Origin of the sequence: Brevundimonas sp., from assembly GCF_035998205.1 — a bacterium.
GTDB lineage: Bacteria > Pseudomonadota > Alphaproteobacteria > Caulobacterales > Caulobacteraceae > Brevundimonas.
Genome location: NZ_DASYHT010000002.1, coordinates 296,724 through 309,930 on the forward strand (window position 1 = coordinate 296,724; position 13,207 = coordinate 309,930).

14 protein-coding genes are annotated in these 13,207 nt (G+C 71.8%); 5 read left to right on the top strand and 9 right to left on the bottom strand.

From position 1 onward, the window contains the following. The first annotated feature begins 16 nt into the window (after positions 1-16). Positions 17-1,945 (top strand): RNA polymerase sigma factor RpoD, encoded by a 1,929-nt coding sequence (gene rpoD, locus VGN74_RS01520; RefSeq protein ID WP_327445596.1) that lies wholly within the window; start codon positions 17-19, stop codon positions 1,943-1,945. 17 nt (positions 1,946-1,962) lie between these two features. On the opposite strand, the gene VGN74_RS01525 is transcribed toward rpoD, so the two are convergent. Further along, positions 1,963-2,172: a flagellar hook protein FlgE gene (locus tag VGN74_RS01525; RefSeq protein ID WP_327445597.1), complete on the bottom strand. Its 210-nt coding sequence runs from the start codon at positions 2,170-2,172 to the stop codon at positions 1,963-1,965. A 77-nt stretch (positions 2,173-2,249) separates the two neighbouring features. Beyond that, complete coding sequence (locus VGN74_RS01530) at positions 2,250-3,053, bottom strand: glycoside hydrolase family 16 protein (protein WP_327445598.1); 804 nt, start codon at positions 3,051-3,053, stop codon at positions 2,250-2,252. Between VGN74_RS01530 and VGN74_RS01535 the strand changes: the two genes are divergently transcribed. Next, complete coding sequence (locus VGN74_RS01535) at positions 3,052-3,705, top strand: hypothetical protein (RefSeq protein WP_327445599.1); 654 nt, start codon at positions 3,052-3,054, stop codon at positions 3,703-3,705. The two genes, VGN74_RS01530 and VGN74_RS01535, sit on opposite strands and share 2 nt — an antisense overlap. Positions 3,706-3,708: 3 nt before the next feature. Here VGN74_RS01535 and VGN74_RS01540 read toward each other — a convergent pair whose 3' ends face one another. Genes VGN74_RS01540 through VGN74_RS01550 form a run of 3 tightly spaced genes read right to left on the bottom strand, consistent with a single transcriptional unit; the run spans position 3,709 to position 5,035 of the window. Then, positions 3,709-4,056 carry a DUF1428 domain-containing protein gene (locus VGN74_RS01540; protein ID WP_327445600.1) on the bottom strand — a complete coding sequence of 116 codons (348 nt, stop codon included), beginning with the start codon at positions 4,054-4,056 and terminating at the stop codon, positions 3,709-3,711. A gap of 26 nt (positions 4,057-4,082) precedes the next feature. Continuing rightward, on the bottom strand, positions 4,083-4,571 hold the full coding sequence (locus tag VGN74_RS01545) for a VOC family protein (protein ID WP_327445601.1): 489 nt from the start codon (positions 4,569-4,571) through the stop codon (positions 4,083-4,085). Beyond that, positions 4,568-5,035 carry an SRPBCC domain-containing protein gene (locus tag VGN74_RS01550; RefSeq protein WP_327445602.1) on the bottom strand — a complete coding sequence of 156 codons (468 nt, stop codon included), beginning with the start codon at positions 5,033-5,035 and terminating at the stop codon, positions 4,568-4,570. Before VGN74_RS01550 ends, VGN74_RS01545 begins: the two co-directional genes overlap by 4 nt. Positions 5,036-5,163: 128 nt before the next feature. Between VGN74_RS01550 and VGN74_RS01555 the strand changes: the two genes are divergently transcribed. After that, the gene (locus VGN74_RS01555; protein ID WP_327445603.1) at positions 5,164-5,868 is read left to right on the top strand and encodes a winged helix-turn-helix transcriptional regulator; all 705 of its coding nucleotides are present in this window, start codon (positions 5,164-5,166) and stop codon (positions 5,866-5,868) included. Here VGN74_RS01555 and VGN74_RS01560 read toward each other — a convergent pair. Continuing rightward, positions 5,853-6,860, bottom strand: a complete 1,008-nt coding sequence (locus tag VGN74_RS01560) for an SDR family oxidoreductase (protein WP_327445604.1) — start codon at positions 6,858-6,860, stop codon at positions 5,853-5,855. The genes VGN74_RS01555 and VGN74_RS01560 overlap by 16 nt on opposite strands. Positions 6,861-7,087: 227 nt before the next feature. On the opposite strand from VGN74_RS01560, the gene VGN74_RS01565 reads away from it, so the two are divergent. Together VGN74_RS01565 and VGN74_RS01570 are read left to right on the top strand one after the other, a co-directional pair. After that, positions 7,088-7,744, top strand: coding sequence for a DUF4126 domain-containing protein (locus VGN74_RS01565; protein ID WP_327445605.1), 657 nt, complete (start codon positions 7,088-7,090; stop codon positions 7,742-7,744). Between the two features lie 69 nt (positions 7,745-7,813). Beyond that, positions 7,814-10,489, top strand: coding sequence for a M14 family metallopeptidase (locus VGN74_RS01570; RefSeq protein ID WP_327445606.1), 2,676 nt, complete (start codon positions 7,814-7,816; stop codon positions 10,487-10,489). 404 nt (positions 10,490-10,893) lie between these two features. Here the strand turns inward: VGN74_RS01570 and VGN74_RS01575 are convergent, their stop codons facing one another. The 3 genes from VGN74_RS01575 to VGN74_RS01585 form a co-directional block, all read right to left on the bottom strand. Further along, positions 10,894-11,442, bottom strand: coding sequence for a hypothetical protein (locus tag VGN74_RS01575; protein WP_327445607.1), 549 nt, complete (start codon positions 11,440-11,442; stop codon positions 10,894-10,896). A gap of 331 nt (positions 11,443-11,773) precedes the next feature. Next, positions 11,774-12,118, bottom strand: a complete 345-nt coding sequence (locus VGN74_RS01580) for an HNH endonuclease (protein ID WP_327445608.1) — start codon at positions 12,116-12,118, stop codon at positions 11,774-11,776. A gap of 774 nt (positions 12,119-12,892) precedes the next feature. After that, positions 12,893-13,021, bottom strand: coding sequence for a hypothetical protein (locus VGN74_RS01585; protein WP_327445609.1), 129 nt, complete (start codon positions 13,019-13,021; stop codon positions 12,893-12,895). Positions 13,022-13,207 lie beyond the last annotated feature (186 nt).

Sequence of the window (13,207 nt, forward strand, 5' to 3'; positions counted from 1 at the left end):
CGGAGACGAAGACGGAATGACTGCCCAGACCGAGACGCCGGACGCCGAGACCGCCCAGGACGGTCCGCTGCTCGACCTCACTGACGCCGGCGTCAAGAAGTTCATCAAGCAGGCCAAGGCCCGCGGCTACGTCACCATGGACGAGCTGAACAAGGTGCTGCCGTCCGAGGAGGTCACCCCCGACCAGATCGAGGACACCCTCGCCATGCTGTCGGAGATGGGGGTGAACGTCGTCGAGGCCGAGGAGGACGGCCAGGAGGCCGCCGGGGGCGAAGTCGCCGAGCGCGCCGACACCGCCGTGGCCGAGACGGAGTCCAAGCCCGCCTACGACCGCACCGACGATCCGGTGCGCATGTATCTGCGCGAGATGGGTTCGGTCGAGCTGCTCAGCCGCGAGGGCGAGATCGCCATCGCCAAGCGCATCGAGGCCGGCCGCGACGCCATGATCTCGGGTCTGTGCGAAAGCGCCCTGACCTTCGAGGCCATCATGGTCTGGCGCGAGGAGCTGACCAACAACCGCATCCTGCTGCGCGAGGTCGTCGACCTCGACGCCACCTACGGGGTGATGAACCCCACGGCTCCGCCCGGCGAGGCCGAGGAGGAGGAAGAGGCGGAGGCCGAGGCCGAGGCCGAGACGCCGGAAGGCGATGACGACGACGACGACTTCGACGACGGCGGCGGCCTGTCGATCTCGGCCATGGAGGCCGAGCTGCGCGACGGCGTCATGGAGGTGCTGGACGGCGTGGCCGCCGACTTCGGCGCCTTCCGCCGGCTGCAGGACAAGCTGGTCGAGGCCCGCCTCAAGGGCGAGGTCCTCTCCGCCAAGGACCAGAAGGCCTATGACGCCCTGTCCCGCTCGATCTCGGACCGTCTGAAGACCCTGAAGCTGAACAACGCCCGGATCGAGGCGCTGGTCGAGCAGCTGTACGCCATCAACAAGCGTCTGATCGGGCTGGAAGGCCGGCTGCTGCGCCTCGCCGACAGCTACGGCATCTCGCGGCCGGAGTTCCTGACCGCCTATTTCGGGGCCGAGCTCGACCCGACCTGGACCACCCGGGTCAAGGAGATGGGCGTGCGCTGGACCAAGTTCGCCGAGAACGAGGCGGGCCAGATCGGCGACATCCGTGGCGACATCGCCGCCGTGGCCACCGAGGCCGGCCTGCCGATCGACGACTACCGCCGCATCGTCCAGAAGGTGCAGAAGGGCGAGCGCGAGGCCCGTCAGGCCAAGAAGGAAATGGTCGAGGCCAACCTGCGCCTCGTCATCTCCATCGCCAAGAAATACACCAACCGCGGCCTGCAGTTCCTGGATCTGATCCAGGAGGGCAACATCGGCCTGATGAAGGCGGTCGACAAGTTCGAGTACCGCCGCGGCTACAAGTTCTCGACCTACGCCACCTGGTGGATCCGGCAGGCCATCACCCGCTCGATCGCCGACCAGGCGCGCACCATCCGCATCCCGGTGCACATGATCGAGACGATCAACAAGATCGTCCGCACCCAGCGCCAGATGCTGCACGAGATCGGCCGCGAGGCGACGCCGGAGGAGCTGGCCGAGCGTCTGGCCATGCCGCTGGAGAAGGTGCGCAAGGTTCTGAAGATCGCCAAGGAGCCGATCTCGCTCGAAACCCCGATCGGGGACGAGGAGGACAGCCACCTGGGCGACTTCATCGAGGACAAGAACGCCGTCCTGCCGATCGACGCGGCCATCCAGTCCAACCTTCGCGAGACGACCACGCGGGTGCTGGCCTCGCTGACCCCGCGCGAGGAGCGGGTGCTGCGCATGCGCTTCGGCATCGGCATGAACACCGACCACACGCTCGAAGAGGTCGGCCAGCAGTTCTCGGTGACGCGCGAGCGGATCCGCCAGATCGAGGCCAAGGCCCTGCGCAAGCTCAAGCACCCCAGCCGCTCGCGCAAGCTGCGGAGCTTCCTGGACAGCTGAGGGCGAGGAGCGGGTCCCTAGGCCCGCACGTCCAGCATCGTGCCGGTCATCTCGTCGGCGGCCTGCACGACCTTGACGTTGGCCTCGACGTCGCGTTCGGCGAGGCGGCGGGTGACCTGCTCTTCGGCGAGCCTGTCGAGTTGGGCCCGTTCGGTCCGGCGCGCGCTTTCCTCGAAGCGGGCGACAGCGCTCTGGATCCCGGCGGCGGCGATATTCGAGCTTTCCATGCCGCCACGGTCGCACGGCCAGGGTCAACCGATCGTTCGCAAACGTGGCGAACGAACACGGTTACGGCGGGCGGGCGTCAGTCGGCCTGCCAGACCCTGACCCAGTCGACCTCGAGCCACTGGGGAAAGGCGCTGTCATCCACCGCGCCGCCCAGGCCGCCGCCGATGGCGACGTTCAGGATCAGCTCGAACGGCCGGTCGAACGGCCAGGTCGCCCGGTCGCCGGCGCCGTCATTGTCGAAGCGATAGAAGGGCCGGCCGTCGATGGCGAAGTCGATTCCGTCAGCCGTCCAGGTCGCCGCATAGACGTGGAAGGCGTCGCACGCGTCCTCCACGACCGTCTCGCCGCCGCGCTGGGTCCCGGCCACATGGTTGTAGGCGCCCGTGTGCACCGTGCCCAGAACGACGCCGGGCCGGTTGCCGACGTGCTCCATGATGTCGATCTCGCCATCGCCGGGCCATGAGGTCAGGTCCTTCGGCAGCATCCAGATGGCCGGCCAGGTGCCTCCGCCGCAGGGCAGGCGGGCGCGGACCTGGACCACGCCGTAGGTCCAGGCCTCGCGGCTGATCATCCGGGCCGAGGTATAGGCCTGCCCGCCGAAGTCGGCCGCTTCCGTCAGGCGCTCGCGACGGGCCTCGATGATGAGTCGGCCATTCTCCACGCGGGCGTTCTCGGGGCGATCGGCGGCGTAGTACTGACGCTCGTCATTGTACCAGCCCGAGCGATTGGCGTGGGTGTCGTAGCGCCAGCGCGCCGGGTCCGGCAGACCGTCGCGGTCGAATTCGTCCGACCACACGAGGCGGTGGCCAGGCAGGGGCGTCTGCGCCATCGCCGGTGCGGCGAGGAGCAGGGTGGTCAGGGCGAGGAGAGAGGCGCGCATGCGCCACCCTGACCTGTTCGTGCGGTCCAATCAAAGCCGGGAGCCGATCACGGTTATTCGACTGGACGCCGGTCGCCCGCCGGGCGAGCTTCACCCGGGGGCGTTGGGGAGCGTGGTCATGATCAACCTCGGCCATCTGAAGCGTCGCCTCGGCCAGTACGGGGCGCTGTGGCTGGCCGGCTTCGGCCTGGCCCTGGCCATCATTCTCGGGGGCATGGCGTTCGGGCTGGACCTGATGGTCGCCGCCGACATGGCCCTGCCGGCCGCCTGGGCCGGGCAGGGGCTGGCGCTGGCGCTGGGGCTGGCCCTGACCTGGGCGCGCGGCCCCAGCCTCGGCACCAGTCTGGCGCTGACCCTGCTGGCGCTGCTGCTGGTGCTGCCGCTGCTCTGGGCCCCGACGGCGGCGGCGGTGGTGGTCGCCTTCTTCGCCGACCGCTCGATCGAGTATTCGACCGCCTATGCGGCCTTCCGCATCGGCGTCAGTCGGCTGCTCTATCCGGCCTCGGAAGCGATCTTCGGCCCGGGCCTGATCCAGACGATCTGGCAAGGCTTCCAGATCGCCGCCAGCGTGGTTGGCTTCCTGTCGGCCCTCGCCAACCTCTGGCCGCGGCTGCGCCGGCTGCTGGGGCCTGAGCCGGCGGTCGAGGGCTGACGCTCAGCTCTCGAAGATCGGGGCGAAGCCGCCCCACATCATGCGCTTGCCGTCGAAGGGCATGTCCATGTCCTTCCACGCCGGGTCCGTCTCCATGGTGGCGTAGCAGGCATCGGCCGTCGCCCGGTCCGGCCATTTGATCCACGAGAGGACGACGACCTCGTCCTCTTCCTTCTTCACCGCCATGGGGAAGCTGGTGTGGGTCCCGTCCGGCACGTCCTCGCCCCAGGTCTCGACCTGCTGCAGCGCGCCGTAGCGCTGGAAGACCGGCCATGAGGCCTTTGCCGAGGCGATGTAGCGGTCCTTGTCGGCGGCTTTCACGGGGGTCAGGAAGCCGGTGTACCAGGGCATCGGGGTCGCTCCTTGCGGGGAAGGGGTCAGGCCGCCGCGCGGTCGAGCGCGGCGATGTCGATCTTCGTCATGGTCATCATGGCCTCGAACGCCGCTTTCGCGGTGGCCGGGTCCGGGTGGGTCATCAGGTCGATCAGGCGGCGCGGCGTGACCTGCCAGTTCACGCCCCAGCGGTCCTTGCACCAGCCGCAGGCGCTTTCGGCCCCGCCATTCGAGACGATGGCGTCCCACAGCCGGTCGGTCTCGGCCTGGTCGTCGGTCAGGATGGTGAAGGACACCGCCTCGGTGTGCGGGAAGTTCGGGCCGCCGGCGAGGGCGAGGAAGGGCCGGCCAGCGAGGGTGAACTCGACCGTCAGCTCCTCGCCTTCTCGATGACCACTGTACGGGTTGTCGGCCGGACTGCCGTTGACCCGCTCGATCCGGCTGTCGGGCAGGCCGAGCGACATGTAGAATTCGACGGCCTGCAACGCCTGCCCGCGGTCGTACCAGAGGCAGGGAACGATCTTGTCGGTCATGCGCCCCGCTCCAGCCGTTCCGCCACCTCGGCCAGCTGGGCGGCGGCGGCGGCCCAGCCCGCTTCGAAGCCCATGTCGCGGTGGGCGCTCACCGCCTCGGCGGTCCAGTGCCGGGCCAACGCCGTGTAGCGCGTGCCGTCCCCCTCGGGCTCGAAGGTGTCGATGCGGACAAAGGCCATGTCGCCGGGCTGGGGGACGAAGCCCTCGGTCATGGCCCCGGTGGTCACGAGCCGGCGCGCCGGCTCGACCATCAGGACGACGCCGGCATAGGCGTGCTGTTCGCCCTCGGGCGAGGCCATCACCACATCGGCCTTGCCGCCGGGCTGCAGGTCGTAGTCGACGCGGAGGGTGGACCAGGGCCGCGGCGTGAACCATTCGACCGCATGATCGATGAAGGCGGTCCACACCGTCTCCGGGCGGGCGGCGATGACGCGCGAGATCGACAGCTCGAGATCGGCCGACATCAGGCCGCGTCCTTCGAGGCCGCGGCGAGGTCCGTCCCCGGCAGGTTGATGAAGATCGTGCGGCCCATCGTCGTCCTCTCCCTCTGTCCCGTTGCGACTCGTAGGGCGCCGAGTTAGCCTTGGCAACAATGAAGTTAGAAAAGATAACTCATAGTGTGGGCCGGCGGTACGCCGACGCCTGCGGCGCGGCGCACGGGCTGGACCTGGTCGGCGAGCGATGGGCGCTGCTGGTGATCCGCGAGCTGATCTTCGGGCCGCGGCGCTTCAGCGATCTCAAGGGCGACCTGTGCGGGATCAGCGCCAATGTGCTGACCCAGCGGCTGGAGGGGCTGGAGGCCTCGGGCATCGTCCGCCGGCGCCGGCTGCCGCCCCCTGCGGCGGTGCAGGTCTATGAGCTGACCGACTGGGGCCAGGAGATCGAGCCCGTGTTCCGGGTGCTGGGGCGCTGGGCCGCGCGGTCGCCGCAGCATGACCCGACCCTGCCGCTGTCGGGCAGTTCGCTGATGCTGTCCTTCACCACCATGGTCGTGCCGGAGCGCGCGGCGTCGGGCGAGGTCGTGATCGGCTTCCGCTTCGGTCTCGACAGCTGGCGTGTGGCGGTAGGGCCCGAGGGCGTCCGGCCGGCGCGGGTCGAGACGCCTGCCCCTGCGGACGCCGTGGTCACCGGCGCTCCCGAGCCCATGGCGGCGGCGGCCTATGGCGGCGTGCCGCTGGCGGCGCTGGAGGCGGCGGGGCAGCTGGCCGTGACCGGCGACCGCAAGGCCCTTGAACGGTTTCTGACCCTGTTCGCCCTGCCGCCGAAGGCCGAGCATGAGGCTCACCCCCCCGAGTAGCCGCCGATGATCGGCAGAATCTCACCCGTGATGAAGCTCGACATCTGCGGCGAGGCCAGGAAGACGTAGGCGGGGGCGATCTCCTCCGGCTGGGCCGGACGCTTCATCACCGTCTGGGCGCCGAACTGCGTGATGTCGTCGGCCGAGCGGTCGGCGGGGTTCAGCGGGGTCCAGACCGGGCCCGGCGCCACCACATTCACCCGGATGCCGCGCGGCGCCAGATGCGTGCCCAGCGAGCGGGCGAAGGCGTGGATGCCGCCCTTGGTCATCGAATAGTCGAGCAGCTGGCTGCTGCCCATCAGGCCGGTCACCGAGCCGGTCATGACGATGGCCCCGCCGTTGGTCATGTGCGGGACCGCGGCCTGGGTCAGGTGGAAATAGCCGTAGAGGTTGGTCTTGAGGGTGCGGTCGAAATGCTCCGCCGTCAGGTCCTCGAACCGTTCCACATGCTCCTGGAAGGCGGCGTTGGGCACCAGCACGTCGAGGCGGCCGAAGGCGCTCAGCGCCGCCTCGACCGCGGCGCGGCAGACGGCCGGGTCGGCCACGTCACCCTTCAGCACGATGGCGGCGCGGCCCTCGGCCTCGACGGCGCGGCGGGTCTCGGCGGCGTCGCGCTCCTCGTCGAGGTGGCAGATGACCACGTCGCAGCCCTCCCGGGCGAAGAGGACGGCCACGGCCCGGCCGATGCCGGAGTCGGCGCCGGTGATCAGGGCGACGCGGCCCTCCAGCTTGCCGGAGCCCTTCCAGTAGGGCGCGTCGTACATCGGGGCGGGGTCCAGCGCCGCCTCGTCGCCGGGCTTGGGCTGGTGCTGGCGGGGCAGGGGCGGCGCCGGATAGGGCCGGGCCCCGGCCTGGACAGCCCCTTCGCCCTCTGCGTCATCGCCTTCAGCGGCTTCAACGCCGCGCTGGATCTCGCGCTCGTGTTCGGCGACCGCCCCGGCGGCGTCGTGGAAGGCGTCGTGGAAGGCCTCGGTGCGATCATCGGACGACATGGAGCGTATCCTTTCGGAGGTCGGACCCGGCCGGCCGCGTCAACCCCCCGCCGAGCGCTCCGGCCGCGAGCAGGAGCGCGACGAGGAGCAGGACGGTCAGGGGGGCGATGGTGGCCGTAACGGCGGCGGGGTGTCGGGAGGGCATGGGGGGCCTGTTCGGGGGAACGCCTCTTGAACCTCGCTGGCCCGGGGGTGTTCCCTGACGTGGAGCGTGGCGGGAGGCGCAGATGGACTCATGGATCAGCAACGGGGGCCTTTGGCTTCAGCAAGCGGGCGCCGCCGCAGGCCCGCTGCAGGTCTGGATTCTGCCGGCGCTGCTCGGGCTCGGGCTGGCCGCGGCCAGCGGGCTGCGCGCCTTCCTGCCGCTGCTCATGCTGGGGCTGGCGGCGCGGTTCGGCCTGTTCGGGCTGCAGCTGCACCCGGACATGCAGTGGCTGGTGGGCGACGCCGCCCTCGTGGCGCTGGGCCTCGCCGCGGCGCTGGAGCTGCTCGGCGACAAGATCCCGCTGGTCGACAATGCCCTGCAGTCCATCGGACTGGTGGCGCGGCCGCTGGCGGCGGCGGTGGCGGCGGGCAGCGTCTTCTGGTCGGTCGATCCGGTCGCGGCGGCGGTGGCCGGGGTGATCGTCGGCGCCCCGACCGCCCTGCTGTTCGCCGGGGTGTCGAGCGGCCTGCGCGCGGCCTCGACCCTGACCACCGGCGGGCTGGCCAATCCGGTCCTGTCGGTGCTGGAGGACCTCGGCGTGGCGGGTCTGGTCGTGCTCGCCCTGCTCGCGCCGCTGCTGATCCCGCTGGTGCTGATCGCCCTGCTGACCGTCCTGTTCCGCTGGCGACGCCGCCTGCGCCAACGCCGGGCCGCGACACCGGCGCACGAGGCCGCCTGATCGACGCGTCGGGACTATCCCGCCGGCCCCTGCAACGGCTAGGCTGGTCCCCTGTCTGAAGGGGATCCCATGTCTCGTCGCGTCGCCGCCGCACTTCTGGCCGGTCTTGTCCTGTCCGCCGCCGCGCCCGTGAGCGCCCAGAGCCCCGGTCAGGTCGCCGCCCCGCCGCTGCTCGTGGGCGCGACCTACGATCCGGCCGTGCCGACGCTGCAGGGCGTGCTGGGCTGGGCCTCCGGCGAACAGATCAGCCGGCCGGCCGAGCTGCGGCGCTATTTCGAGGCCCTGGCCGCTCACGCGCCCGACCGGGTGCGGCTGTTCGACTACGGCCAGACCCACGAGGGCCGGGCGCTGTGGGGCGCGGTCGTGGCCTCGCCGGCCAATCTGGCGCGCCTGGACGAGATTAAGGCCGGCTCGCGCGCCCTGTCCGACCCGCGCGCCACCGGCGTCGCCGAGGCCGAGCGGCTGATCGCCGGGCTGCCGGCCATCGTCTGGCTGGCCCATTCGGTGCACGGTGACGAGATCAGCCCGGCCGACGCCGCCGCCGCCACGGCGCACCATCTGCTGGCCTCGCGCGATCCGGCGGTGCGCACCTGGCTGGAGCGCACGGTGGTGGTCATCGTGCCGACCCAGAACCCCGACGGCCGCGACCGCTTCATCAACAGCTTCCGCGCCGGCCTCGGCGTCGAGCCCAACCCCGACCCGCTGTCGGCCGAGCGGGCCCAGCCCTGGCCGGGCGGGCGCTTCAACCACGCCCTGTTCGACCTGAACCGCGACTGGTTCATCCAGAGCCAGCCGGAGACCGAGGGCCACGCCGCCGTGGTGCTGGACTGGCGCCCCCATGTGCTGGTCGACGCCCACGAGATGGGCACGGACGAGAGCTTCTTCTTCCCGCCCGAAGCCGACCCGCTGAACCCCTGGCTGCCGGCCTCGACCCTGGCCATGCGCGAGACCATCGGGCGCAACACGGCGCGGCGCTTCGACGAGATCGGCCAGCCCTATTTCGTGCGCCAGATCTTCGACGCCTTCTACCCGGGCTATGGCGACGGCTGGCCGGCCTACCTCGGCGCCGTGTCCATGACCTACGAGCAGGGCTCGGCCCGGGGCCTCGTCGGGCGCCGCAGCGACGGCAGCCTGCTGACCTACCGCGAGAGCGTGCGCAACACCTTCGTCGCCCTGCTGTCGACCATCGAGGCGGCGGCGACCAACCGCGAGCGGCTGCTGCGCGACCGCTGGGCCTTCGCCCGGGACGGCGTCGAGGGCGGCCGCGGCGCCTACATCCTCGGGCCCAACCCGGCCGACCCGACCGCGGTCGACCGGCTGGCCGGCCTGCTGGTCCGTTCGGGCGTCGAGGTCGGCCGCGCCGATCGCGCCTTCGCCGCGTGCGGCCGCCAGTGGCCGGCGGGCGCCTATGTGGTCAGCCGCAGCCAGCCCCTGCGCCGCATGGCCGAGGTGCTGCTGACCCGCGACGTGCCGGTGCCGGAAGACTTCATGGCCCGTCAGGCGGCGCGCCGCGACCGCGGCCTCGGCGACGAGCTCTATGACGTCACCGCCTGGTCCCTGCCGCTGATGTTCAACGTCCCGGCCGAGGCCTGCGGCGCCGCTCCGCAGGTGGCGACCACCGCCGTCGGCCCCGAGCTGGTGCGGCCCGCCGCCGTGGCCAATCCCGACGCCCGCTACGGCTACCTGATCCATCCGGGCGCGGCCGGCCAGAAGCTGACCATCGCCCTGCTGCGCCAGGGCGTGGCCGCCCGGGCCATGCTCGCCCCCTTCACCCACGAGAGCGGCGCCTGGCCCGCCGGGACCGTGCTGGTGCCCCGCGCCGGCCAGTCCGCTGATGTGGCTGCGGACCTGCCGCAGCGGCTGCAGGCCCTCGCCGCCGCCACCGGCGCCCGCGTCGTCGGCGTCGACGGCAGCTGGACCACCTCGGGCATCAGCTTCGGCTCGGCCGAGGCCGTCGGCCTGACCCTGCCCAACGTCCTGCTGGCCTGGGACGAGCCCACCGACCCGACCGCCGCCGGGGCCGCGCGCCACATCCTCGAGCGCGAGTTCGGCCTGCCGGTCACCGCCGCCCGCACCGCCCGCCTCGCCGGGGCCGACCTCAACCGCTACCCGGTCATCGTCCTGCCCGACGGCGGCGACTACGCCGGCCGCCTCGGCGCGCGCGGCATCGCCAACCTGCGCGCCTGGGTCGAGCGCGGCGGCATCCTCGTCACCCTCGGCTCGGGCCCCGCCGCCCTCGTCGCCGATGAGGACAACAAGCTGGGCGCCGTGCGGCTGGAGACCGATCCGGAAGGCGAGGCGGCCGGCACGGAGCGCACCCTGTTCGCCACCGAGGCCGAGTTCCGCGAGGCGGTGCTGGGGACCGAACGGCCCACCTCGGTGGCCGGGGCCCTGGTGCGCGCCCGCACCGACCCGGACCACTGGCTGGCCGCCGGCATCGCGCCGGAGCTGATCCTGCTGGCCCAGGGCGACGCCACCTTCGCCCCGCTCAGCCCCGACGCCGGCGCCAATGTGGTGCGCTACCTCGGCCCCGATGATCTGCGCGCCTCGGGCCAGCTGTGGGACGAGACCCGCCGCGCCCTGGCCTTCAAGCCGGCGGTGCTGGTCACCCCGGTCGGTCGCGGCCAGGTCGTGGTCTTCACCCAGGACCCCACCACCCGCGCCTACCTCGACGGCCTCAAGCCGCTGTTCCTCAACGCCCTCCTGCTCGGCCCGGCCGTCAGCGGCGCCAGCTGGGTGCAGTAGGGGGCTTCTCCTCCCCCTTCATGGGGGAGGGGCGGCACCGCCGTCAGGTCAAGGGATCACAGCGACCACAGCGAGGTCACGGCGGGCACAGCGACGTGGTGCGACGGCGCCGCGCCCCTTTCCTTCTCCCCTTGCGGGTGGAGGAGGATCGCATGCGATCCGACGACGGGTGTCATGCGGAGCATGACGGATGAGGGGTGCCAGCGCCGACGCCGGCTGGTTCATCACGGAGAGCACGGAGGGGGCACAAAGGACACAACGGCCCTGTGCAGCGTCGCGCGCAGCGCCTTCTCCTGTGGCGCGCAAGACAAGGCGCCTTCGGCGCAGCGCCGCGACGCCGCCGTGGCCTCTGTGTCTTTCTCCGTGCTCTCCGTGATGAACCGGCGCCCCCTCCGGCCCACCCCCTACGGCCAGTCCGGGGCGGCCCACGCGGGCAGTTTCTCCTGCGCGCGCCAGTCGTCGCGGTAGAGGCGGGCCAGCGCCCGGGTCATGACGTCGAGCCGGCCCATCCGCCCCTGCGCGTCCCAGATCACCGCCGCCCAGGCCTGGTCGAGGTTGCGGGCCCGGTCGTCGGCGGCGACCCCGGGCCCCAGATGCTCGGCCCGCCACTGCATGACGAAGGGCAGGTGCCACAGGGGCACGTCCTCCGGCCGCCGCCCCACCAGCCCCGCCGCCAGCGCCCGCGCCAGGTCCCGCTCCTCCGCCAGCCGCGCCTCGAAGGCGTCCCAGCGCGCCGCGGCATGGTCGGACCAGCCCTCCGCCGGCTCGACCGGCCCGTACGCAGGGTCCGGCCGCGTCCACCCTTCCGCCTCGCGCCGCTTCCACAGGGCGTGCACCCCGACATCGTACCGCCTGGCCACCGACCGCGCCGTCTCCCCGCCCTCCCACGCCCGGCGCACCTCGGCCCAGACAGCCTCGGGGCGAATGCGTCGGCGGGACGGGGCGTCAGTCATGGGCGGAGAGGCTAGGGGCCCGCTGCGTCAGGGGCGGACGTGGGGGGGCGGCTCAAGGGATCACAGCGACCACAGCGAAGGCCCAACGGGCACGACGGCGTGGCAGAGCGGCGGCCTATCATTGGGTCGCCCTCTCCCATGGGGAGAGGGCCTGAGCGCCCGCAAGCGCAGCGAGTGGACTCGCGCGAAGGGGTGAGGGGGTACGACGTCAGCCGACACTTGCGCTGACGCTGTGGGGCGCGGCGTCTCCCGCCGCCCCGCCCCCCGTCTCCCTCCCCCTTGAGGGGGGAGGGCCGGGGTGGGGGTGACACCGCCGGCGGGGTGGGGGGCTTCAGCCCTTGTCAGGGCCCTGCCAGTCTTCGGGGCGGGGCTCCGCGGCCAGGGGCCAGCCGCGTCGGGCGCGGAGGTGGGCCGCCAGGTCCTCCACCGACATCAGGCCGTTGCGGTGCAGGATGCGGTGGCAGTTGGCGCAGACGGCGGCGAGGTCGGCCAGCCGGGTCGTCTGGCCCGGCTCCAGCTGCGCCACCGGTATCCGGTGGTGCGCCTCGATATAGCCCGCGCCGAGGGGGCCATAGATCGCCTCCATGTCGACCCCGCAGGCCTCGCAGGCGAAGGAGGTCAGGGACGCCTTGAAGGTCTCGATCAGCTTGCGGGAGCGCTCCCGGCGGAGGTGCATGCGGAGGACGGCGCGGCCTTCCACCGCTTCTATCTCCGCCTCGGCACCGTCAATTACGCTGTCGGGATGGGCCGCACTCAGTTCGTCGGACCTCAGCCGCCACACGCCGGCCCTCGCGGCGAGGCCATGGACGCTCTCGAACAGGTCGTCCCTTCCTTTGTAATGGGGCGACGCGGAACAGTACTCCTGCAGTCGCGCCCGGACGCTCGCCGCGGGGCTGCGGGCCTGATGATCCGGCACAAGCGCGACCACTCGTGGGACGATCTCATCAAGATGCGCTTCCCCGCCAAGTTGGGACAGGGCCTCGACAATGTGCTCGGGCCGGATCGGCACGGCCTACCCGGCCCCGCCTTGCGTTGCCGTCCTGGCCGCTTCCCACTTGAGGTTGCCGATGCGATCCATCGACGACCACCTTAAGCGGTGGTCGGGCGCGCGTCAGCCCCGCCAGCTCAGCGCGGGCGGCGTTCCTTATCCTTCTCCCCTTGTGGGAGAAGGTGGCAGGCGAAGCCTGACGGATGAGGGGTCTCGCGACGGTCGCCCTCTCCCATGGGGAGAGGGCCTGAGCGCCCGCAAGCGCAGCGCGCGGTCTCGCGCGACCCGAAGGGCGGCGCGAAGCAGCCAGGGGGTGAGGGGGTACGACTTCAGACGCTTTGCGCGCCGATGCCGTCGGCCGCGACACCTCCCGCCCCCCGTAACCCCTCACCCTTTCGCGCAAGGCCGATCGCCCTTGCGGGCTCCCGGGCGCTCAAGCCCTCTCCCGCCGGGAGAGGGGCTTTACCCCTTGCCGCGGGTGTAGCCGTCGATGTCCTCGCCGTCGGCGTCGATGGCCGACATGCGCACGGCGTCGAATTCGGTGACGCCCTGCTTCTCCGACGTCACGTCCACGAGGCCCTCATAGACCACGTTGACCGCCTCCTCGGCCGACGCGGCCGTGACGGTGCAGCTTTAGTCGATGTAGGCGTCGACGCGGGAGAGGATGGCGAACTTCGGCGTGGCGCGGTGCCCGTCATGGGAGAGCGTGTCGGAAGTCGGGAGGGTGCGCTACCAACCGGGGGGGGTAGCCCCCCTCAGCCGCGACGACCCCCGCGT